This window comes from Streptomyces tubbatahanensis (assembly GCF_022699385.1).
GTDB lineage: Bacteria > Actinomycetota > Actinomycetes > Streptomycetales > Streptomycetaceae > Streptomyces > Streptomyces diacarni.
Map to the genome: position 1 here is coordinate 2,906,525 of NZ_CP093846.1, position 20,019 is coordinate 2,926,543.

General features: G+C 72.9%; 16 protein-coding genes and 1 pseudogene. 7 read left to right on the top strand and 10 right to left on the bottom strand.

The features are described 5' to 3' along the window. The first annotated feature begins 351 nt into the window (after window positions 1-351). A complete protein-coding gene (locus MMF93_RS12500) occupies window positions 352-945 on the top strand; it encodes a nicotinamidase (protein WP_242751387.1) in 594 nt (197 codons plus the stop codon). Window positions 946-1,136: 191 nt separating this feature from the next. On the opposite strand, the gene MMF93_RS12505 is transcribed toward MMF93_RS12500, so the two are convergent. Then, entirely contained in the window at window positions 1,137-1,403 is a 267-nt protein-coding gene (locus MMF93_RS12505) for a hypothetical protein (RefSeq protein ID WP_242757514.1), read from the bottom strand. Window positions 1,404-2,316: 913 nt separating this feature from the next. On the opposite strand from MMF93_RS12505, the gene MMF93_RS12510 reads away from it, so the two are divergent. Further along, complete coding sequence (locus MMF93_RS12510) at window positions 2,317-2,652, top strand: hypothetical protein (protein ID WP_242751388.1); 336 nt, start codon at window positions 2,317-2,319, stop codon at window positions 2,650-2,652. 37 nt (window positions 2,653-2,689) lie between these two features. On the opposite strand, the gene MMF93_RS12515 is transcribed toward MMF93_RS12510, so the two are convergent. Both MMF93_RS12515 and MMF93_RS12520 read right to left on the bottom strand, forming a co-directional pair. After that, complete coding sequence (locus MMF93_RS12515) at window positions 2,690-3,427, bottom strand: RDD family protein (RefSeq protein WP_242751389.1); 738 nt, start codon at window positions 3,425-3,427, stop codon at window positions 2,690-2,692. A gap of 97 nt (window positions 3,428-3,524) precedes the next feature. Further along, the gene (locus MMF93_RS12520) at window positions 3,525-5,438 is read right to left on the bottom strand and encodes an RDD family protein (protein ID WP_274709452.1); all 1,914 of its coding nucleotides are present in this window, start codon (window positions 5,436-5,438) and stop codon (window positions 3,525-3,527) included. 358 nt (window positions 5,439-5,796) lie between these two features. On the opposite strand from MMF93_RS12520, the gene MMF93_RS12535 reads away from it, so the two are divergent. Continuing rightward, entirely contained in the window at window positions 5,797-6,207 is a 411-nt protein-coding gene (locus MMF93_RS12535; protein WP_242751390.1) for an SsgA family sporulation/cell division regulator, read from the top strand. Window positions 6,208-6,367: 160 nt separating this feature from the next. Here MMF93_RS12535 and MMF93_RS12540 read toward each other — a convergent pair whose 3' ends face one another. After that, window positions 6,368-7,885, bottom strand: coding sequence for an MFS transporter (locus MMF93_RS12540; RefSeq protein WP_423835409.1), 1,518 nt, complete (start codon window positions 7,883-7,885; stop codon window positions 6,368-6,370). A gap of 74 nt (window positions 7,886-7,959) precedes the next feature. Here MMF93_RS12540 and MMF93_RS12545 point away from each other — a divergent pair, with 74 nt between their 5' ends. Next, a complete protein-coding gene (locus tag MMF93_RS12545) occupies window positions 7,960-8,493 on the top strand; it encodes a winged helix-turn-helix transcriptional regulator (RefSeq protein WP_242751391.1) in 534 nt (177 codons plus the stop codon). Between the two features lie 354 nt (window positions 8,494-8,847). Here the strand turns inward: MMF93_RS12545 and MMF93_RS12550 are convergent, their stop codons facing one another. Further along, window positions 8,848-10,215, bottom strand: coding sequence for an FAD-binding oxidoreductase (locus MMF93_RS12550; protein WP_242751392.1), 1,368 nt, complete (start codon window positions 10,213-10,215; stop codon window positions 8,848-8,850). A gap of 211 nt (window positions 10,216-10,426) precedes the next feature. Then, window positions 10,427-11,587 (bottom strand): 4-hydroxyphenylpyruvate dioxygenase, encoded by a 1,161-nt coding sequence (gene hppD, locus MMF93_RS12555; protein ID WP_242751393.1) that lies wholly within the window; start codon window positions 11,585-11,587, stop codon window positions 10,427-10,429. 151 nt (window positions 11,588-11,738) lie between these two features. On the opposite strand from hppD, the gene MMF93_RS12560 reads away from it, so the two are divergent. Continuing rightward, window positions 11,739-12,218 (top strand): Lrp/AsnC family transcriptional regulator, encoded by a 480-nt coding sequence (locus tag MMF93_RS12560; protein ID WP_242751394.1) that lies wholly within the window; start codon window positions 11,739-11,741, stop codon window positions 12,216-12,218. Window positions 12,219-12,243: 25 nt separating this feature from the next. Here MMF93_RS12560 and MMF93_RS12565 read toward each other — a convergent pair whose 3' ends face one another. From MMF93_RS12565 to MMF93_RS12580, 4 genes are all read right to left on the bottom strand, one after another. Then, window positions 12,244-13,095 (bottom strand): S16 family serine protease, encoded by an 852-nt coding sequence (locus MMF93_RS12565; RefSeq protein WP_242751395.1) that lies wholly within the window; start codon window positions 13,093-13,095, stop codon window positions 12,244-12,246. 236 nt (window positions 13,096-13,331) lie between these two features. Beyond that, window positions 13,332-13,976, bottom strand: a complete 645-nt coding sequence (locus MMF93_RS12570; protein ID WP_242751396.1) for an IclR family transcriptional regulator — start codon at window positions 13,974-13,976, stop codon at window positions 13,332-13,334. Window positions 13,977-14,374: 398 nt separating this feature from the next. Then, complete coding sequence (locus tag MMF93_RS12575; protein ID WP_242751397.1) at window positions 14,375-16,174, bottom strand: DEAD/DEAH box helicase; 1,800 nt, start codon at window positions 16,172-16,174, stop codon at window positions 14,375-14,377. Window positions 16,175-16,269: 95 nt separating this feature from the next. Continuing rightward, on the bottom strand, window positions 16,270-16,755 hold the full coding sequence (locus MMF93_RS12580) for an NUDIX domain-containing protein (protein WP_242757517.1): 486 nt from the start codon (window positions 16,753-16,755) through the stop codon (window positions 16,270-16,272). A gap of 301 nt (window positions 16,756-17,056) precedes the next feature. On the opposite strand from MMF93_RS12580, the gene MMF93_RS12585 reads away from it, so the two are divergent. Then, window positions 17,057-18,523 (top strand): FG-GAP and VCBS repeat-containing protein, encoded by a 1,467-nt coding sequence (locus MMF93_RS12585; protein WP_242751398.1) that lies wholly within the window; start codon window positions 17,057-17,059, stop codon window positions 18,521-18,523. 251 nt (window positions 18,524-18,774) lie between these two features. After that, window positions 18,775-19,917: pseudogene (locus MMF93_RS12590) on the top strand (N-acetylmuramoyl-L-alanine amidase); the annotation flags it as partial. Between the last annotated feature and the right edge of the window lie 102 nt (window positions 19,918-20,019).

Genomic DNA, 20,019 nt, shown 5'->3' on the forward strand with positions numbered 1-20,019 from the left:
GCGACCGTGGGACACCGCTGAGACGCCGGTGGGACGCGGCTGAGACGGCCGTCGGGCATCGTCGGGACGGGCGGTCGCCGGGACGGGGCGGGCCGGGCGGGGACGGGGGCCCCGCCGCGCACCGCCCCGCACGGGGGCACACCGGCGGCCGCCGCGTCCCACGCGGCCGGCCGACCGCGCGAAGGGCGCCCGCGTACTGCCGCGGGGGCCCGCGGTTGTCTAGTCTCGAAACCGACGGGCGGCGGCCCGGCACCCCACAGCACCGGCGCCTCTCGCCCCGGGCGACCCGCCACGGCCGCCACCCCGGTCCGTCCCCCACCCAGTCGACCCACCAGCCGAAAGGTGTGCACCATGCACCGGGCACTGATCGTCGTGGATGTCCAGAACGACTTCTGCGAGGGCGGCAGCCTCGCCGTCACCGGCGGCGCCGACGTGGCGGCCGCCATCACCGACCTGATCGGGGACGCGTCCGCCGGCTACCGCCACGTCGTCGCCACCCGGGACACGCACATCGATCCCGGCGGCCACTTCTCCGACACCCCCGACTTCGTCCGCTCCTGGCCGCCGCACTGCGTGGCCGGCACCGAGGGCGTCGGCTTCCACCCCAACTTCACCCCCGCCGTCGCCTCAGGGGCCATCGAAGCCGTCTTCGACAAGGGCGCGTACACCGCCGCCTACAGCGGTTTCGAGGGCGCCGACGAGAACGGCCGCTCCCTCGCCGCGTGGCTGCGCGAGCGGAACGTCGCCGAGGTCGACATCGTCGGCATCGCCACCGACCACTGCGTACGCGAGACCGCGCTGGACGCCGCCGGTGAGGGCTTCCGCACCCAGGTGCTGCTCGACCTGACGGCGGGCGTCAGCGAGGAGACCGTCCAGCGCGCTCTCGAGGAGCTCCGCGACGCCGGCGTCGAGCTGACCGGCAAGCCGGTCGTCACGCCGGCGTAGTGCCCTTCCCGCGGACCTGGCCCCGGCAGGGGGGTGCCACTGTTCGCAGTGGCGCGGTCCGCGGGCGGGCTGTGGCTGGTCGCGCCACTCCCCTCGCCCCTTCGGGGCCGCTGCCACGTCTCCCGGCCCCGGCGGGCGGCCCCGAGGCCCCAGGGGGCTCCCGAGGCCCCAGGGGGCTTCCGAGAACAGCTCTAGGCCGGGGTCGCCCGCAGGAGGGCGGCGATGGGGCGCCAGGAGTTGTGCGCGTCGTCGGGGACGGCGCGCCACACCAGGCCCTCGGGGTGGTGCAGCACCGCGGTGATCTCGTCCGCGGTGGGCGGCTCGGTGTTGCCCCGCAGGTAGATCGCCCGCAGACCCAGATTGCGCAGGCGCGTCAGCGCACGGGGCCGGTTGCCCGCGTGCACCAGCACCCTGACCCGCTGCTCCTCGCCGGGTCTGCGCACGGTCGCCTCCCGCACCGTGTGCGGTTCGTCGGCAAACGCCGACCAGCGGCGCGAGGCGGGCAGCAGCCCTGAGCGGCGGGCGGCGCCGCCCCCGCCTCCGTCCGCGCTCCGCGCGCTCGGGGCAGCGGGCGCCGCGCCGTGCGGCTCGCGCGGCACCGGAAGCGTCAGCGCGACGATCACGCTGCCGTCCGGCAGCCTGACGAATCCGCCTCCTGACATGATCACCATCTCCCCCGTGAGACTCGTTCGGGTACGTCCTGTCCGGGGCCGCCGAGCAGCAGCCCCACCAGGCATCTAAACGCGATCGCGCGCCGATCGCCAGGGGGTAACGGATGATCATGTTTTGACCTGCAACGATGCAAACAAATTCATTCCTGGGTTGCACGACCGTCGATCACATGTTCCCGAAACCGCTCATTCTGGATCTTCACGCCCTCTTTACAGCGGGTAATCAGCCCACCCGTGCGCCCCTTTTGCCTGCATTTACACCCTTTGCCAGTAGTAGTTGAACCGGAGACCATCTCCCGCGCCTCCATTGGACGGACCGCTGACGACACCCCGGGACACGGCGGGCAGTTGCGGAAGCGGAACGTCCAACTCCCCATCAGATAACGGGTGCGAACATCGGTACGGGGGACCTTGAGGGGAGCGCGTACCACCCCAGCGCGCGGGAGACCACGACGGGGCCCACGGGTCCCGTCCAAGAGCCCTCACCCGTCCGCCAGTTGGGACGCCGAGGCCGCTATGCGTCTGTGCGCCCCCCGTGCAACAGGGGCGTGGGTCAGCTCACGCTTGCGGCGCTTTCCGCCAGGGCATCCCGGACCGTAGAGTCGTTCGATGGCGCCCCGTTCGTACCGAGTCAACGAGTAGCGCGCAACGACCCGTTCACGTCCAGACCGTGTCCACTCCCCCCGAGGACGGATCCGCCATGCCGCGTCCGAACCCCGCCCAACTCCTCTACGGCTCGGCCACCGTCATCTGCTCCACCCTCGCCATGCTGCTGCTCTCTCAGGCGCGTTCGGTCGCCTGGACAGCCGTGATCGCCGTCACGGCGCTCGCACTTGGCCTGCTGGTGGCACTGACCGCCCCCTCGGCACACGCCAAGCTCAGGCGGCGTGCGGCCGTTGGGCGGATGACGACCCCCTCCCCCGCCCAGCCGGCCCGGCACGTACGGCCCGACACCGTCACGGGCCCGCACGCCACCGCCGCCTCCGCGGCGCCCGCTGCCTCCGCGGCGCCCGCGGCCATGGGGGCCCGCCGCTGAGGCCGGCCGCCGCCCGTCACCTCTCCCACGGTCCGGCTCAGTCCGCCGCGACCACGACCGTCCTGGCCGCCTTGTCGTGCAGACACTGCTGGTACGGCTTGTCCCACGTGCAGAACAGCACGTTCACCAGCCAGAACAGGAAGCCGATGCACGGCACCAGCGGGGGGATCTGGTAGACGGCGGCCCGCAGCCACCCCGGCGAGCCCGCCGGCACGGCGCCGTTCTGCAGCATCGCGACCCGGACGCGCATCAGCTTCTTGCCGACCGTCTGCCCCGACGTCGTCAGCATCAGGCCCTCGTACACCAGGTAGACGAGGGTGTAGGCCAACTGCGGCCAGTAGGCGTATCCGTCGTAGCCGTTGTCGTACGAGTAACCGCCCTCAACCAGCCCGGCGATGATGCCGACGGGGATGCCGATGAGGAGCGCGTCGATGATGCGGGCCAGCAGGCGCTTGCCCCGGGACGCCAGCGGAGGCATCCCCGCGAGGGGGTCGGCGGCACCGGCCGGGCCGCCGTACGGGTTGTCGTACGGGCTGCCGTAGCCTCCGGCGCCGCCGCCCCCGTAGCCACCGCCACCGCCGTAGCCTCCACCGCCCGGGGGTGGCGGATTGCCGTAGGGGCCGCCCGTGCCGTCCGGCGGCGGGGGCGGAGGCGGTGGAGGCCCCTGGCCCGACGGTTCCCGCCCGGGCGGCTGCTGGGACCCGCCAGGGTCCGAGGGCGGCTGCTGCGGCTGCTGCTTACGGAACGGGTCGTCGTCCGGCTGCTCCGTGCTCATGGCCCGAGTGCACAGCCCCGCGCCGTCGGCCGCATCCTCAGCGAGCCGTTCGGGGGACCAGGCAGGCACGACAGCGGCCCGCCGGGGCCGTGGCCCGCTAGAGGCGGAGTTCGGCGCTCGTGTCGCCCTTGGCCACGAACGTGCCCGCCACCTTGTCGTGCCAGCACTGCCGCCAGGGGCGGTCGAACAGGCACCACACGACGTTGACCACACCGATCACCAGGACGCCGAGGGCGCCGTGTACCAGCCACCGCAGCAGCGACTTCGCGAACCCGGGCTGTCCGTACCCCTCGATGTTGACCACGCAGATCCCGAAGAGCTTCTTGCCGAGTGTGCGGCCCCAGCGGGCCGTCGGCAGCACCTCGTAGAGGAGCCCGAAGACGACGAGGACACCGAGGACGAGCGCGAGATAGCCGCCGGTGGTGCCGTCCACCAGCCACACCTGCCGGGTCACGCCCGCCTGCTCGACGGCGTCGATCTTGGCCTCGATGTGGTCGACGGCCTTGCCCACGAACGGGAACGCGGCAGCGGCACCCACCGCGAGGGTGAGCACCAGGTCGACGAGCCTGGCACCGAGCCGCCTGCCCAGCGCCGCGGGCCGCGCCTCCTGCGCCGCCACCCGGGAGAACGGGTCGTCGACGGGCGGCCGCCACGGCGTCACGGCGTCGGGCCCTCCCGACTGCGGCTGCGCGGGCAGCCCCGCCACCTGCTGGGGAGCGGCCTGCTGGGGAGCCGGGGAACCCGAGGGCGCGGGCTGCGACCAGGAGGGCGCGACCGCCCCCTGTCCCAAAACGCCAGACGCCTCCCGCTGCCCGGGCAGAGCCGGCGCCTGTTCCTGCCGGGGCACCAGCTGGCCGGGGGCGTGGGCCTGCGGCTGGGCCTGGGCCGGTGCCTGTGCCTGTGCCTGTGCCTGTGCCTGGGCTTGGGCTTGCGGCTGCGGCTGCGGCTGCGGCTGCGAGGGGACCTGGGCTCGCGCCGGTGCCGGTTTCTCGGCCGGTGCGGCAGCGGCGGGAGAGGCGGCGGAACCGGCGGTGGTCGGCTGCTGTCCGGCGGCATGCGGAGCTCCGAGGACCTGTCCGGACGCCACGGGACCTCCCTGGCCGCCGTGCTCGCTACGCCCCACCGGAGGGACGCCCGCCGCTGCCGCGGTGCGCGCGGGCGCGCCCTGCTCGCTCGCGTCGGCACGCCCAGAGGCCGGGCCGCTCGTGACGGCCGGCCCCGCCGGACCGGGCCCGTCCTGCGCCGGGTTCGCGCGGCCGGGGCCCGCCTGGTCCGGCTCTCCGGGTCGCTGGCCCGGGACGGCTGCGGCGCCGCCCTGCCCCGCGCTGTCGGCTGCGCGGGCCGCGGCACTGTCCGCTCCGGCGGGGGTGGAAGGCGCGGCGGGTGTGCCGGTACTGCGGCCTGAGCCGAGCACGTCGGAGCGGCGGAGGCCGACCGTGTGTTCGCGTCCGCCCGACGCTGCGGGGTTCACGCTCTCGGGCGTGGACGTGGCTGCGGGATCGGGCGCCGTTCCGCCGGAGGGCGCGTCTGTGCCCCAGCCGCCGCGCGGGTCCGCAGGCGGGCCGAACCCGGCCTGCGCGGGCACGTCCGCCCGGCCGCCCGCGGGACCGGCGCCGGGCCCTGCGTCTGCGGGTGCTGCCGCCTCGCCGCTTGTGGTACCGGCCTCGGCGGAGGTACCGGCCTCGGCGGAGGTACCGGCCTCGGCGTCGGGGTCGGCATCGGCATCGGCGTCGAGGAAGACCGGCCCTGTCTCGTCGGACGGCGAACGGCGCGGCCTGGCGGGCGGCCCCGCGGGTCCCTCCTGGCCTGCTGTGGCAGGTGGCGTGGGGGCGGTGGCGGGAGAGGACGCCACGGGCGGGGGCGCGGGCATGGGTTCGCCCTCGCGCGGCTCCGGGCGACTGGTGCCGGGCACCCACGACGTGCCGTTCCAGTAGCGGATGTACCCGGGGATGGACGGATCCGGGTAGTACCCCGCACGGGGTACCTCACCATGAGCACCGGAGGGCCCCACTGCCTCCAACTCCCCTCACCAACGACACCTTTGACCTGTCCCCGGCGGCGCCCCGTACAGGGCCGCCACCGGCGGCGCGGCGGGAACCTCCGCCTGTCCAAGGAGGACAGTAACGAAGAAGACCGCCCGGGGAGGAAGCAGACGGGTGTGAAGCCCGCCTTCGAGCGAACCTCGAACGGCTCCCGGCCGCCCCCGTCACACGCTCGTCACCTGCCGGTACCCGGTGCCGTGCGGCGTCGGTGGGGAATCTTGGGAAAAAAGTCCCGGAACCCGTGTAACGAACCGCGGTGGACGGCCTCTAACCCTGTGCGGGCCTCGGGCAGCGGCCCGCACAGCGACAGAGGAAAGGGCGCAGGCTATGCACACCGTCGTCGAACGTGAAGTCGAGATGAGGCTCGTCCTCGCGCCGGAGCGCAGTGTGGCCGTCCCGGCTCGGCTCAGCTACCGCACGGACGATCCCTTCGCCGTCCACGTGGCCTTCCACATCCACTCCGAGACCCCGGTCCACTGGACGTTCGCCCGGCAACTGCTGGTCGAGGGCGTCGCCGAGCCGTGCGGGGACGGTGACGTGCGGGTATGGCCGACCAGCGTGGCGGGCCGGAAGGTGGTGTGCATGGCCCTGAGTTCCCCGCACGGGGACGCGTTGCTGGAGGCGCCCTCCCCGGTGCTGACGGCCTGGCTCGAACGGACGCTGCACGCGGTCCCGGTGGGCGGCGAGCAGAACGCGATGGGTCTGGACGCCCAGTTGAGCGAGCTGCTGCGGCCATGAGGCGGGACACGCGGGAGACCGTCCCGCGAAAGAGCACCGCACGGGGCTCTCCCGACGTACCCCCGGCACCCGTTCGGGTGGCCCGCCATCACAGGTCCGGCGGCGACCGTCAGCGCCGGCCCGGTGGCGTCCTTCGGCGCCGGCCCACCGGCGTGCGTCATCACCTGTCCGGGTGCGGTGGTGTGGCGGGCACCGGGTCGGGGTCGGGGCCTCCGGTCCCGGGTTCGCGCAACAAAAGCGCGGCCAGCGCGCCCAGCAGCATCAGTGCGACGCCGACGTACAGCGCGCGGTCGGCGCCGTGCGCGAGAGCTCGTGCGGGGTCGGTTCCCGCACGGGTGGTGGAGGTGGCGACGACGACGGTGAGGGAGAGGCCCATGGACGAGCCGATGTAGCGGGCCGTGTTGTTGGCGCCGGAGCCCATGGAAGCGCGGTCGGCGGGGACGCTCTCGACGGCGAGCCGGGGCAGTGCCGCGTTGAGCAGTCCGCTGCCGATGCCGGCGATGAGGAAGCCGGGGACGGTGCGCTGCCACGATCCGGCGGCCGGCGCCCCGAGCATGGTGGAGGCTCCCGCGGCGGAGAGGAGGAACCCGGCGGCGACCTGGTGCCGGGCGGAGAACCGGTCGGGCAGCCGCCGGGCCTGGAGTGCGACGAGGAGCGCGGTGCCGGACCAGAGGAACAGCAGCCATGCGGTGCCCAGTTCGCTCATGCCGACGGACTGCTGGAGGAGTGCGGGGAGGTAGCTGAACATGCCGATGACGCCGAGTCCCGTGAACAGCGCGGCGCTGGTGGCGGCGAGGAACGGGGGCCTGCGGAGAAGGGCCAGGTCGAGGAGGGGTGCGGACGCCTTGGTCTCCGTGAGCACGAACGCGGCGGTGAGGGCGGCCGCTGCGGCGACCAGTCCGTACACCTGCGGGCGCAGCCACCCGTCCCGGCCGAGGGTGAGGGCGGCGAGCAGGGCGGTCAGGGCGAGGCCGAGCAGCAGGGCGCCTGCCACGTCGGGCTTGCCGGCGCGGGGGTTGCGGGATTCGGTGAGGGCGCGGGCGCTGAAGGCGGTGAGGGCGAGCGCGGCGACGGCGTAGGCGAGGGAGGAGAGGCGCCAGTCGAGGACGCCCAGTCCGGCGGAGGCCACGGGCCCGAGGGCGATGCCGCCGCTGAGTGCGGCGCCCCAGATGCCGGTGGCGCGCACGCGCGCGGGTCCGGCCGGGTAGGCGTGGGCGAGCAGGCCGAGGCTGCTGGCGATGAGGGCGGCGCTCGCGGCGCCCTGGGCGATGCGGGCGAGGGTGAAGGCGACGGTGCCGGTGGCGAGGGCGCCGAGCGCGGTGGTGACGGCGAGGGCGGCGAGGCCGGTGACGAAGACGCGTTTGCGTCCGTAGTCGTCGGCGAGGCTGCCCGCGACGAGGAGGAGGGCGGCGAGGCCGAGGGGTGTGCCGTTGAGCAGCCAGGACTGGCCGGCGAGTGTGGTGCCGAAGTCGGCGGTCATGCCGGGGAGGGTGAGCATGGGCGCCGTGTAGTTCATCAGCGCGACGAAGGTGGCGAGGCCGGTGGCTGCCAGGACGGTGCCGGGGGCGGCGTGAGGGCGTGCGCCGGGGTCGGCGCCGGGGTCGCCGTGGTGACGGCTGCCTGGTGACCGTGGGGCGGTCAGCACGGAGAGCTCCTCCGGATCGGTTGGTTCGTTCAATGAACTGATGAGAGCGCCGAGACGCTACCACAGAAGGTTCGATGAATGAACTGACAGCTTGATAGGCTGGCCGTATGGCGCTGAAAAAGGGCTACGCCGCCCAGGACTGCTCGCTCGCCCGCACTCTCGAACTGGTCGGCGAGCGCTGGACGATGCTGGTGATCCGGGACGCCTTCTACGGCGTCCGGCGCTACAGCGACTTCCTCGCCCACCTCGACATCCCGCGCGCCGTTCTCTCCACCCGGCTGCGGACACTGACCGAGTCCGGAGTGATGGAGCGCCGCCGCTACGAGCAGTCCCCGCCCCGCGACGAGTACGTGCTCACGGAGAAGGGCCGCCGGCTGTGGTCGGCGCTGTTCGCCCTGCTCATGTGGGGACAGGAGTTCACCACAGGAGGCGCCACGGTGCGCAGGCGGTACGTACACGCCGCCTGCGGACACGAACTGGAGGCGGGCGGCGGCTGCCGGCCCTGCGAGCGGCCCGCCGTGCCGCCCGAGGACATCGAGGTGCATCCGGGGCCCGCCGCCGAGGGCCCCACCGCCCGCCACGACCCGGTCAGCCGCGCCCTGTCGAAGCCGCACCGACTGCTGCGACCTCTGGAGACCTGAATCCGCCGCAGCCCGGCGCACTGATTTTCCGCAGCCTCGTGAACTTTTGTCCGGCGCGGTTCATCTCACCTCATGTACCGGTCGGCGCCGTGCGGTTGAGGCGCCGGCGGTCTGCGGGCCGGGTCGGCGCCCCCGTCGCCGATCCGGCCCCGCTTCACGTCCGGCGGCGTAGGAGTGTGCGGGACGCGTAGGACCGCGTACAACCGTGCAGGACCGTGTACGGCGCGGCCGGGCGAGAGCCCGAGCGCCCACGCCGACACGACCTCGCGCTCAGAGCTCAGGGCTCGGAGCTCAGAACTTAGAACTCAGGCATACGGCCAGGGTCCACGGCCCACAGCTCGGGCCCGGCAGGGGTCAGAACAGCTTGCCCGGGTTGAGGATGCCGTGCGGGTCGAAAGCGCTCTTGACGGCGCGGTGCAGATCCAGGCTGACCGGGCCCAGCTCCTCGGCCAGCCAGGTCTTCTTCAGCAGGCCGACCCCGTGCTCGCCGGTGATGGTGCCGCCCAGCCGCAGCCCCAGTTCCATGATCTCGTCGAAGGAGATCCGGGCGCGGCGGGACTCGTCCTCGTCGGCGGCGTCGAAGCAGACCGTGGGGTGGGTGTTGCCGTCCCCGGCGTGGGCGCAGACCCCGATGGTCAGGTTGTGCCGTTCGGCGATCTCGGCGGTGCCGGTGAGCAGGTCGGCGAGGCGGGTGCGCGGGACGCAGACGTCGTCGATCATCGAGGTGCCCTTGACGGCCTCCAGCGCGGTCAGCGCGGCCCGCCGGGCCTGGAGCAGCATCTCGGACTCGGCCGGGTCCTCGGCCGGCACCACCTCGCTCGCCCCGGCCGCCGCGCACAGGTCGCCGACCGCGCGCAGCTGCGGCGCGGGGTCAGGCGTGTCGAAGGCCGCGAGCAGCAGGGCTTCGGTGGTCTCGGGGAGCCCCATCTTCGTCATGTCGTTGACGGCCCGCACGGTCGTGCGGTCCATCAGCTCCAGCAGCGCGGGCGTGTGTCCGGCCTCCATGATCCGGCAGACCGCCTCGCAGGCCGCGTCCGTGGAGGGGAACTCGGCGGCGAGCGCGAGTTGCCGGGAGGGCTCGGCCTTCAGGGCGAGGGTGGCGCGTACGACGATGCCCAGGCTGCCCTCCGAGCCGACGAGCAGCCGGGTGAGGTCGTATCCGGCCACGCCCTTGGCGGTGCGGCGTCCGGTGGTCAGCAGCCGGCCGTCCGCGAGGACGACGTCGAGCCCGAGCACGTATTCGGCCGTCACCCCGTACTTGACGCAGCACAGCCCGCCGGATCCGGTGCCGATGTTGCCGCCGATCGTGCACATCTCCCAACTGGAGGGGTCGGGAGGGTAGAAGAGCCCGTGCTCGTTCACGGCTCGGGAGAGCGTGGCGTTGACGACTCCCGGTTCGACGACCGCGATCCGGTCAACCGGGTTGATCTCCAGGATGCGGTCCATCCGTACGAGGGACAGCAGCACGCATCCGTCGGTGGCGTTCGCCGCTCCGGACAGGCCCGTGCGGGCGCCCTGCGGGACGACGGGGACCCGCAGGGCGTTCGCGGTGCGCAGGGTGTGCTGGACCTGCTCGACGGTGCGCGGCAGGACCACGGCCGTCGGGGCGCCCGCGGGGCAGAAGCTGGCCATGTCGTTCGCGTAGGAGGCGAGGACGTCGGGGTCGGTCAGCAGCGCGTCCTCGGGGAGGCCTTCGGCCAGCCGTTCGATCAGCTCGCTCATGTCCCCAGCCTGGCAGGCGGCGGACGGCACGGGAAGGCCCCGAACCTGCTGCCCTGCCGACCTGCTGACCTGCCGTTCCTGCTGTGCCTGCTGTCCTTGCTGTCCCTGCTGCTGCGGCCTGGGCACCGCCCTCCCACCGGGCCGCTGTCGCGGGCGGCGGGAGGGCGGGGCCCAAGCTCCCCTCCTACTGGTCCTACAGGTCCTACAGGTCCTACAGGTTGCCGCGCCGGTCCTGCTCCCGCTCGATGGCTTCGAACAGCGCCTTGAAGTTGCCCTTGCCGAAGCCCATGGAGCCGTGCCGCTCGATCATTTCGAAGAAGACGGTCGGACGGTCCTGGACCGGCTTGGTGAAGATCTGCAGCAGGTAGCCGTCCTCGTCGCGGTCGACGAGGATCTTCAGCTCGCGCAGGGTCTCCACGGGCACGCGGGTCTCGCCCGCCCACTCCCCCAGCGTGTCGTAGTACGCGTCGGGGGTGTCGAGGAACTGGACGCCCGCGGCCCGCATGGCCCGCACCGAGGAGACGATGTCGTTCGTGGCGAGCGCGAGGTGCTGGACGCCCGCGCCGCCGTAGAACTCCAGGTACTCGTCGATCTGGGACTTCTTCTGGGCGACGGCGGGCTCGTTGATGGGGAACTTGACCTTGAGCGTGCCGTCGGCCACGACCTTCGACATGAGCGCGGAGTACTCGGTGGCGATGTCGTCGCCGACGAACTCCTTCATGTTCGTGAAGCCCATGACCTTGTTGTAGAAGCCGACCCACTCGTTCATCCGGCCGAGTTCGACGTTGCCGACACAGTGGTCGATGGCCTGGAACACCCTCTTCTCCGGCGGGGCGACCATCGGGGCCATGGCGGTGAAGCCGGGCAGGTAGGGGCCGTCGTAGCCGGTGCGTTCGACGAGGGTGTGGCGGGTCTCGCCGTAGGTGGCGATGGCGGCGCGGACGACGGTGCCGTTCTCGTCCTTGGTCTCGTACGGCTCCTCGATACCGCGGGCGCCGTGTTCGACGGCGTACGCGTACGCGGCGCGGGCGTCGGGGACCTCGATGGCCAGGTCGATGACGCCGTCCCCGTGCGCGGCGACGTGCTCGGCGAGGAAGCGGCCCCAGTCGGTGGTGGGGCGGATGACGGAGGTGAAGACGAACCGGGCCGAGCCGGACTCCAGCACGTAACTGGCCGTCTCGCGGCTGCCGTTCTCGGGGCCCGAGTAGGCGACGGTCCGCATGCCGAAAGCGGTCGAGTAGTAGTGGGCCGCCTGCTTGGCGTTGCCGACGGCGAAGACGACCGCGTCCATCCCCTTGACCGGGAAGGGGTCTGCCTGCCGTGCGGTCTGCGGGGCTGCTGCGCTGGTGGGTGTTCCCGGGGATGCAGTCATGGCGGAAGCGTCCCGCCGGTCCGCAAGGTGCGCAATAGTTTGCGTTTTTACTGGGCATCTTGTTCAGCAGAACCCGGGTGCGGGCGGACGATGTGCGCAATCTGTGCACCCTCGCTCCGCCCCCACACTCACGCCGCAGGGAGAGGACGCCATGGGCATCGACCGGCTGGACGCGCGCATGCTGGAACTGCTCGCCGAGGAGCCCAGGATCGGGGTGCTGGAGCTCTCCCGGCGGCTCGGTGTGGCCCGCGGGACGGCGCAGGCGCGGCTCGACCGGCTGACCTCGGGCGGCGTCATCCGCGGTTTCGGCCCCGAGGTCGACCCGGCCGCCCTCGGCTATCCGGTCACCGCGTTCGCCACCCTGGAGATCAAGCAGGGTCAGGGCGCCGACGTGCGGGCGCACCTGGCGACGGTGCCCGAGGTGCTGGAACTGCACACCACGACCGGCAGCGGCGACATGCTCTGCCGGCTGGTCGCCCGCTCGAACGCCGACCTGCAACGGGTGATCGACCTCGTCGTCGGCATCCAGGGCATCGTCCGCGCCTCCACCGCCATCGTCATGGAGAACCCGGTACCCTCCCGCATCGTTCCCCTCGTCCGCCAGGCCGCCGACGACAGCGGACACCGGTGAGGAGGACGTCGCTGCCCGACCGCGCTCAGCAGTGCGGGATCTTCCCGTCCGTGCGGATTTCCTCGAGCGCGTCGAGTGCGCCGTCCAGTGTGCTCACCGGTACCAGCCGCAGCCCCGCGGGCAGCTGGGCGCCCGCCTCGCCGCACTGCGACGCGGGGACCAGGAAGTAGGTGGCTCCGTCGCGCCGTGCGGCCTGGGTCTTGAGCGGGATGCCGCCGACCGGGCCGACCTCGCCCTTCCCGTCGATGGTGCCCGTACCGGCGATGGTGCGGCCGCCGGTGAGCCCGCCGCTGCCGGTACCGTCGCCGTCCAGTTTGTCGACGATGCCGAGCGCGAAGAACAGGCCGGCGCTGGGTCCGCCCACATCGCCGAGGCGCAGCGTGACATCGACGTCGTCCGGGGACATGTGCAGCTGTCGCAGGGCGGCCGTGACAGCCTCGTCCTGGGAGTTCTTCATCTCCTGGGCGATGCGCCGCTCGGCGTCCCGGGTGTCGCCGCCGCCGGGGTAGACGGCCTCGCGGGGCATCACGGCCCGGTCCTCGCGGAACCAGGAGCGCACCACGTCCGGCAGGCGCACGGTGGCCTCGGGCTGGGTGGCGGCGATGGTCACCGACAGCAGCCGTCCCCCGTCCTTGCCGTCCGTACCGTCCTCGGCCCGCGGCCGCGTGCCCTCGACGGAGATGACGGGTTCGCCGCCGCGCTTGCCGAGCACGTTCGCGGTCTCCCCTGGCTGGGCGAGCGAGTACGGCAGCGGTGCGCACAGCGCCACGACGAACAGCAGGACGACGGGCAGCGCGCACAGCGCGAGGACGCGGCCGCGGGTCAGCCGCGGGCGCGGCCCGCCGGGGCCCTGGGTGCGGGTGCTGGATTCGGACACCCCCGCAATCTACCGACCCCGGCAGGTGCCGAACGCGCGCGGGGCCGCGCCCTGCCCCTCCCCGCCGGTGCGGCACCGTCGGGGCACGGTCCAGGGCTCGACACCGGCCGCCGGCTCAGCACGGCGCCACCGCCCAGCACAGCGTCGCGGCTCCACACAGCGAGGCGGCTCCACGCAGCATGGTGGCTCAGCACAACGCAGCTGCTCAGCTCAGCGCAGCGGATCCGCGCAGCGGCTCAGCGCAGGGCGTCCGCGACCTGGTTGGCGGCGCGGACGACGCGGTGTCCGATGCGTTCGGGGACCGTCTCGGAGAGCATGACCACGCCCACGCTGCCCTCGATGCCGCTGACCCCGAGGACGGGGGCGGCGGCGCCGCTGGCGCCCGCCTCCAGTTCGCCGTGGGTGAGGACGAACCCGGGCTGCCGTTCGTCGTCGGGTCTGCGCCCGTCGAGGATCGCCCGGCCCGCGGCTCCCTTGTCGAGGGGGTGGCGGAAGCCGGTGCGGTAGGCCACGTGGTAGTCCGTCCAGCTCGGTTCGACCACCGCGACCGCCAGCGCCTCGGTGCCGTCGACCAGGGTGAGGTGCGCGGTGGCGCCGACCTCCTCGGCGAGCGCGCGGAGCGCGGGCAGCGCCGCTTCCCTGACCAGGGGGTGGACCTGCCGTCCGAGGCGGAGCACACCGAGTCCGACGCGGGCCCTGCCGCCCAGGTCGCGGCGGACCAGGGCGTGTTGTTCCAGGGTGGCGAGCAGCCGGTAGACCACCGTGCGGTTGACGCCGAGCTTGTTGGACAGCTCGGTGACGGTGAGGCCGTGGTCGGTGTCGGCCAGTAATTTGAGGACACGCAGCCCTCGGTCGAGCGTCTGAGAGGTCTCCGCGGTCACGACGCCCCCCTCCCTCGGGTGAGTGACGGCAGCCGCGGATGCCGACGCGTGAGGGGTCGCCTCCCCGGCCTCCGGCCTGGGTCGGCACCCCGAGCGCAGCGCTGGAGGCCGCCGGTCGCGGTGGCACTTGCAAGAGCTGGTGCGTCACAAGCTGGGCAAGCTGAGTGTCAACGGGATAACCGGCCGCCCGTGGCGGCACCGCCACGGGTCGTGTGTCCGGGGAATGTAGCGAGGCGCACCGCTGACCGGAAGAGTCTGTCCAGAATCCGGTCTCCGGGTGCCCGCGTTCGCCGTGAACATCCCGAAAAAGCCGCCCTCGCGGCGTGCGGGAACGGGCCCGTGCGGGGTACGGAAACGGGCTTTCCGCGCGGAGAGCGGGCCCGTTCGGGCACCGCTCGCTACTTCATGCGTGTCGCCCACTCGCGAACCTTGGCGATGCGGGCCTCGATCTGCCCGGCCGTCGCCTCCGCGCTGGGCGGCCCGCCGCAGACGCGGCGCAGCTCGGTGTGGACGACCCCGTGCGGCTTGCCGCTCTGGTGGACGTAGGCGCCGACGAGGGTGTTGAGCTGTTTCCGCTTCTCCAGCAGTTCCTTGTGCGTGACGACGGGGCGCTGCTCGGCGGGCTTCTCCAGCAGGTCGGCCTCGCTGTCCGGCTTCTTCCTGCTGTGCGCGATCTGCCGTGCCTGCCGTTTCTGGAGCAGCATCTGCACCTGGTCGGGCTCCAGCAGCCCGGGGATGCCGAGGTAGTCCTGTTCCTCCTCGCTGCCCGGGTGCGCCTGCATGCCGAACTCGGCGCCGTCGTACATCACCCGGTCGAAGACGGCGTCGGACTCCAGCGCCTCGAAGGGCAGCTGGTCCTGTTCCCCCGTATCCTCGTCTTTTTCCTGCTCGGCCTCCTTGAGCAGGTCGGCCTCTTCGGCGTACGGGTCGTCCTCGGTGTCCTTCTTCGGCTTGTCGAGGACGTGGTCGCGCTCGACCTCCATCTCGTTGGCGAAGGTCAGCAGCGTGGGGATCGTCGGCAGGAAGACCGAGGCGGTCTCGCCGCGCCGCCGGGAGCGGACGAAGCGGCCGACGGCCTGCGCGAAGAACAGCGGGGTGGAGACGGTCGTCGCGTACACGCCGACCGCGAGGCGCGGCACGTCGACGCCCTCGGAGACCATGCGGACGGCGACCATCCACCGCGTCTCGCCGTGCCTGAAGTCCTCGATGCGCTGTGAGGCCCCGGTGTCGTCGGACAGGACGACGGTGGGCCCGGTGCCGGTGATCTCGCGCAGCAGCTTGGCGTAGGCGCGGGCCTGGTCCTGGTCTGAGGCGATGACGAGGCCGCCGGCGTCGGGCACCGCCTTGCGGACCTCGCTCAGCCGGTGGTCGGCCGCGCGCAGCACGGCGGGCATCCACTCCCCGCGCGGGTCGAGCGCGGTGCGCCAGGCCTGGGAGACCGCGTCCTTGGTCATCGGCTCGCCGAGCCGCGCCTCGATCTCGTCCCCTGCCTTGGTGCGCCAGCGCATGTTGCCGCTGTAGGAGAGGAAGATGACGGGCCGCACGACGCCGTTGGCGAGCGCGTCGCCGTAGCCGTAGGTGTAGTCGGCCACCGAGCGGCGCACCCCGTCGCCGTCCTCGGCGTACTCGACGAACGGGATCGGGTTGGTGTCCGAGCGGAAGGGCGTACCGGTCAGTGCCAGGCGCCGGGTCGCCGGCTCGAACGCCTCCAGGCACGCCTCGCCCCACGAGCGGCTGTCACCGGCGTGGTGGATCTCGTCGAGGATGACGAGGGTCTTGCGCTGTTCGACGCGGTTGCGGTGCAGCATGGGCCGCACGCCGACGCCCGCGTAGGTGAGGGCGACCCCGTGGTACTCCTTGCTCAGCGGGCCCGCGCTGTAGTCGGGGTCCAGCTTGATCCCCACGCGCGCCGCCGCCTCGGCCCACTGCTTCTTCAGGTGCTCGGTCGGCGCGACGACGGTCACCTGCTGCACCACGTGGTGGTGCAGCAGCCAGGAGGCGAGCGTCAGGGCGAACGTGGTCTTGCCCGCACCCGGGGTCGCGACCGCCAGGAAGTCGCGCGGCTGCCGCTCCAGGTACGCGTCCATCGCCGCCTGCTGCCAGGCCCGCAGCTTGTTGGCGGTGCCCCAGGGGGCACGGCCGGGGAAGGCGGGTGACAGGTGCGTGTTGTTGCTGGGGGTGGTGGGGGTGGTAGTCACGGTCTCCGGGGCGACGGGTGCGGGTACGGGCGGCACGGCGGCCGCCGGGTCGGCCGCCGGTTCTGCGGCCGGTAGGGCGTTGGCCGTCCGCAACCCTACCGGGGCCGCGGGGTGTCCTGGCCGGCTGCCGGGGGCTGTGACCAACGTCCCGCCAGCCACACCCCGGGGCCCTCCGCCAGACAGCGCCGGAGCGCTGCCTGGCTGCTGGGCACCATGGCCTCGGGGAGCGCGCCGGTGGGCACCCAGCGGACCGCCGCGTGCTTGTCGGGCTCCCGGTTGCACGGTTCGCCGTGCCAGCGGTGCGCCTCGAAGACGACGACGAGGTAGCCGTTCGGCGCCTCCACACCCCACGGCCCGTGGACGACGTGGGCAAGGCTCAGGTCCTCGGGCGCCACCGTGAGCCCGGTCTCCTCCCACAGCTCGCGTACGGCGGTGCGGGTCACCGGTTCGCCCGGTTCGCTCTTGCCGGTGGGCAGGTCCCACAGGCCCTGGCCGAACTTCGCGGCGGGGCCGCGTTCGAGCAGGAGGACGCGTCGGGCGGCACGGTCGTGTACGACGACGGCCGCGGCGAGCAACGTCATGGCTCCCAGCGCGGGTTCGGGGCCTTCGGGTCGGGCTGAGCGTGCCACGGGGGTGTCCTTTCGGCCGGTGTCCGGTGCCCAGTGTCCGACGCCCGCGTGTGGCGTCCCGCATGTGGCGTCCCGCGTGCGTGCGCGAGCGTTTCTGTGCGGTTCCGAGGGGAGTTGATGACGGAGGTGCAACCCTGCGGCCGCCTCGTGTGTCTCATGTATGAACGACCATCGCACCGGTCCCGGCCCGTCCCCGCAGGCAACACCCGTCTACTGCGCCGGGGGTTCGGAGCGTCCGACCACAGGAGGACACGTGCTCCACCGCAACAAAGCCACCGCCACGGCCACCGTCGCCCGCGTCATCGGGGTGACGGCCGCGCTGCTGGCAGGCTCCACCGCCGTGGCGGTGCCGGCCTACGCGGCGCCCGCCGCGGCGGCCGACGGCAGCGCCGCGGCCGCGTCCGGGGCCGCCGCGCCGAAGGCGGACTTCGACGGGGACGGATACGCGGACACCGTCAGCGGCGCCCCGAAGGCGACCGTCGCGGGCAAGCAGTACGCGGGCTATCTCACCGTCACCTACGGCTCGGCCAAGGGCACGAGCACCACGAAGCGGCAGCTCTTCAGCGCCAACAGCGAGGCCGTGCCCGGCAGTGTCGAGGACTACGGGAACTTCGGCGGCCAGACCGCGGCCCGGGACTTCGACGGGGACGGGGTCACCGACCTGGCAGTCGCCGGCGGCGGGGGCGCCGTCATCCTGTGGGGCGAGAAGGGCAAGGGTCTGACAAGCGGCAGCAAGGTCTCCGCCGACGGCGGCGCCCAGCTGGCCGCCGGGGACTTCGACGGCGACGGCAAGGCGGACCTGGCGCTGGCGGGCGGCCAGTTCGACGACACGGTGGAGGTGCTCTACGGCGGCTTCACCCGGGAGGGCAAGCCCGCCAGGACCGGCCAGGTCAAGACCGGCCACACCTTCGCGCCCACCTCCCTGACGGCGGGGGACGTCACCGGGGACGGCGCGGACGACCTGGTCACCACGCACGCGTTCGAGGAGATGTCCGAGTCCAGCGAGTTCTACACGGGCTCCAAGGACGGCCTGGTCGACAAGGCGCAGGACGTGGACGACGCGGAGACCGCCGTGATCGCCGACGTGAACAAGGACGGCTTCGGCGACCTGGTGATCCGTACCGTCCCCGGCGGCGTCGTGGAGGACCTGCCGCACGACCACGGCACCGTCAAGGTCCTCTACGGTTCCGCGCAGGGCCCGAGCACCGAGAAGACCACCACGCTCACCCAGAACAGCCCGGGTGTGCCCGGCGCCAACGAGGAGGGCGACGAGTTCGGCAAGGCGCTGGCCGCGGGCGACGTCAACGGTGACGGGTACGCGGACATCGCCGTTGGCGTGCCCGGGGAGGACATCGGCAGCGGCGCGGCGGGCAAGGACACCGGCGCGGTGGTCCAGCTGCTGGGCGGCAAGGACGGCCTGACGGGCGCCGGCGCGAAGAACTGGGACCAGGGCACCGCGGGCGTGCCCGGTGCCGTGGAGGCCGGGGACCGCTTCGGCGCGGCGCTGGGCTTCGGCGACACCGACAACGACGGCCGTGACGACCTCGCGGTCGGCGCCCCGGGCGAGGACGGCGACGCCTCGGCCACGGACGCGGGCGCGGTGTGGGTGCTGCGGGGTGCCGACGGCGGTCTGACGGCCGACGGCGTCGTCTCCTACGGCCCCAAGACCCTCGGTGGCCCCGAGAAGGGCTCCGGGCTGGGCTCCGCCTTCTCCCGCTGACCTCCCGCTGACCTCCCGCTGACCGTAGACACCGGTGCCGGGGTCCGACCTCGCGGAGGTCGGACCCCGGCTTTTCCGCGTCCGACTGGGCTTCGCCTTCAACTGGTCCTGGTGCGAGAGGTGCTGAGGCGACGTCACCTTACGGGTGAGGTCACGGTGACGCACCGCGAAGTCGTTGTCATGTCCTAACCACGTCGGTACTGTGACGGGCTCAGGCGCCTCAGCTCCATCCCCCCACACCAGGAGCAGCCATGTCCCCTGAGTCCCCTCAGTCCCCTCAGTCCCCTCACACCCACGTCCGGCGGCGCGGCAGGCTGAGCGCCGCCGCCCTCTCCGTCGCCGCCGCGGCAGCGCTGCTGGTCACCGGGGTCGGCGGCCAGCCGGCCACCGCCGGACCATCCGACGGCAGCGAGCCGGGACCCTCCATGAACGAGTCGTTCAGCGACGCCGCCGAGGAGTACGGCGTCCCGCGCGACCTGCTGGCCGCCGTCGGATACGGCGAGACGCACTTCGACGGCCACAACGGCAAGCCCAGCCAGGCGGGCGGATACGGCGTGATGCACCTGGTCAGCAACCCCACCAGACACACGCTGGAGAAGGCCGCGCAGCTCACGGGCGAGCCCGTCTCCGAGCTGCGTAAGGACACCGACGCCAACATCCACGGCGGCGCCGCCGTGCTGCGCGCCTACGCCGACAAGCTGGGCATGAGCGCCGCGGACCGCCACGACGTGGACGCCTGGTACCCGGCCGTCGCCCGCTACGGCGGCGCCTCGGGCGCGACCGCGAGACTGTACGCCGACACCGTCTACGACCTGCTGGAAGACGGCGTGCGCGGCACGGGCCAGGGCGGCGAGAAGATCACGGTGGCCGGGCGCGACGTCCACCCCGACAAGGCCGGGATGAGCGCCTCCTCCCCCGCCGCCGAGAGCCCCGACTACCCGGACGCCACCTGGACGCCCGCCGACCCCGCCAACTACCGCGCGGGCCGCGCCGAGAAGCTCGACAAGATCGTCATTCACGTGACCCAGGGCTCCTACGCGGGCTCCATCAGCTGGTTCCAGAACCCCGAGGCCAAGGTCAGCGCCCACTACGTGGTGCGCTCCTCCGACGGCGACGTCACCCAGATGGTGCGCGACGCGGACACCGCCTACCACGCCAGGAGCGCCAACGCCTCCTCGCTGGGCATCGAGCACGAGGGCTACGTCGACGATCCTTCCTGGTTCACCGACGCCATGTACCGCTCCTCCGCGAAGCTGACCCGCCACCTCGCCGACGAGCACGGCATCCCGCTGGACCGGGAGCACATCATCGGCCACAGCGAGGCGCCCGGCAACGACCACACCGACCCGGGCGAGCACTGGGACTGGGACGCCTACATGAAACTGGTCAAGGGCTGACCCTCCCGCGGGGCCCGGCGCGAGCCGGGTCCCGCCCCGCTCCCGCGTGGCGCCCGGCACCTGGGCACCGATCTCGTGAGTCCTCGCGAGACCCCGTGA

Bases quoted from the DNA above. Each gene is read 5' to 3' on its own strand.
- MMF93_RS12560 (WP_242751394.1), top strand. From the start codon at position 11,739: ATGGGCATCGACCGGCTGGACGCGCGCATGCTGGAACTGCTCGCCGAG.
- MMF93_RS12550 (WP_242751392.1), bottom strand. From the start codon at position 10,215: ATGAGCGAGCTGATCGAACGGCTGGCCGAAGGCCTCCCCGAGGACGCG.
- MMF93_RS12545 (WP_242751391.1), top strand. From the start codon at position 7,960: ATGGCGCTGAAAAAGGGCTACGCCGCCCAGGACTGCTCGCTCGCCCGC.
- MMF93_RS12500 (WP_242751387.1), top strand. From the start codon at position 352: ATGCACCGGGCACTGATCGTCGTGGATGTCCAGAACGACTTCTGCGAG.
- MMF93_RS12510 (WP_242751388.1), top strand. From the start codon at position 2,317: ATGCCGCGTCCGAACCCCGCCCAACTCCTCTACGGCTCGGCCACCGTC.
- MMF93_RS12535 (WP_242751390.1), top strand. From the start codon at position 5,797: ATGCACACCGTCGTCGAACGTGAAGTCGAGATGAGGCTCGTCCTCGCG.
- MMF93_RS12580 (WP_242757517.1), bottom strand. From the start codon at position 16,755: ATGACGTTGCTCGCCGCGGCCGTCGTCGTACACGACCGTGCCGCCCGA.
- hppD (WP_242751393.1), bottom strand. From the start codon at position 11,587: ATGACTGCATCCCCGGGAACACCCACCAGCGCAGCAGCCCCGCAGACC.
- MMF93_RS12515 (WP_242751389.1), bottom strand. From the start codon at position 3,427: ATGAGCACGGAGCAGCCGGACGACGACCCGTTCCGTAAGCAGCAGCCG.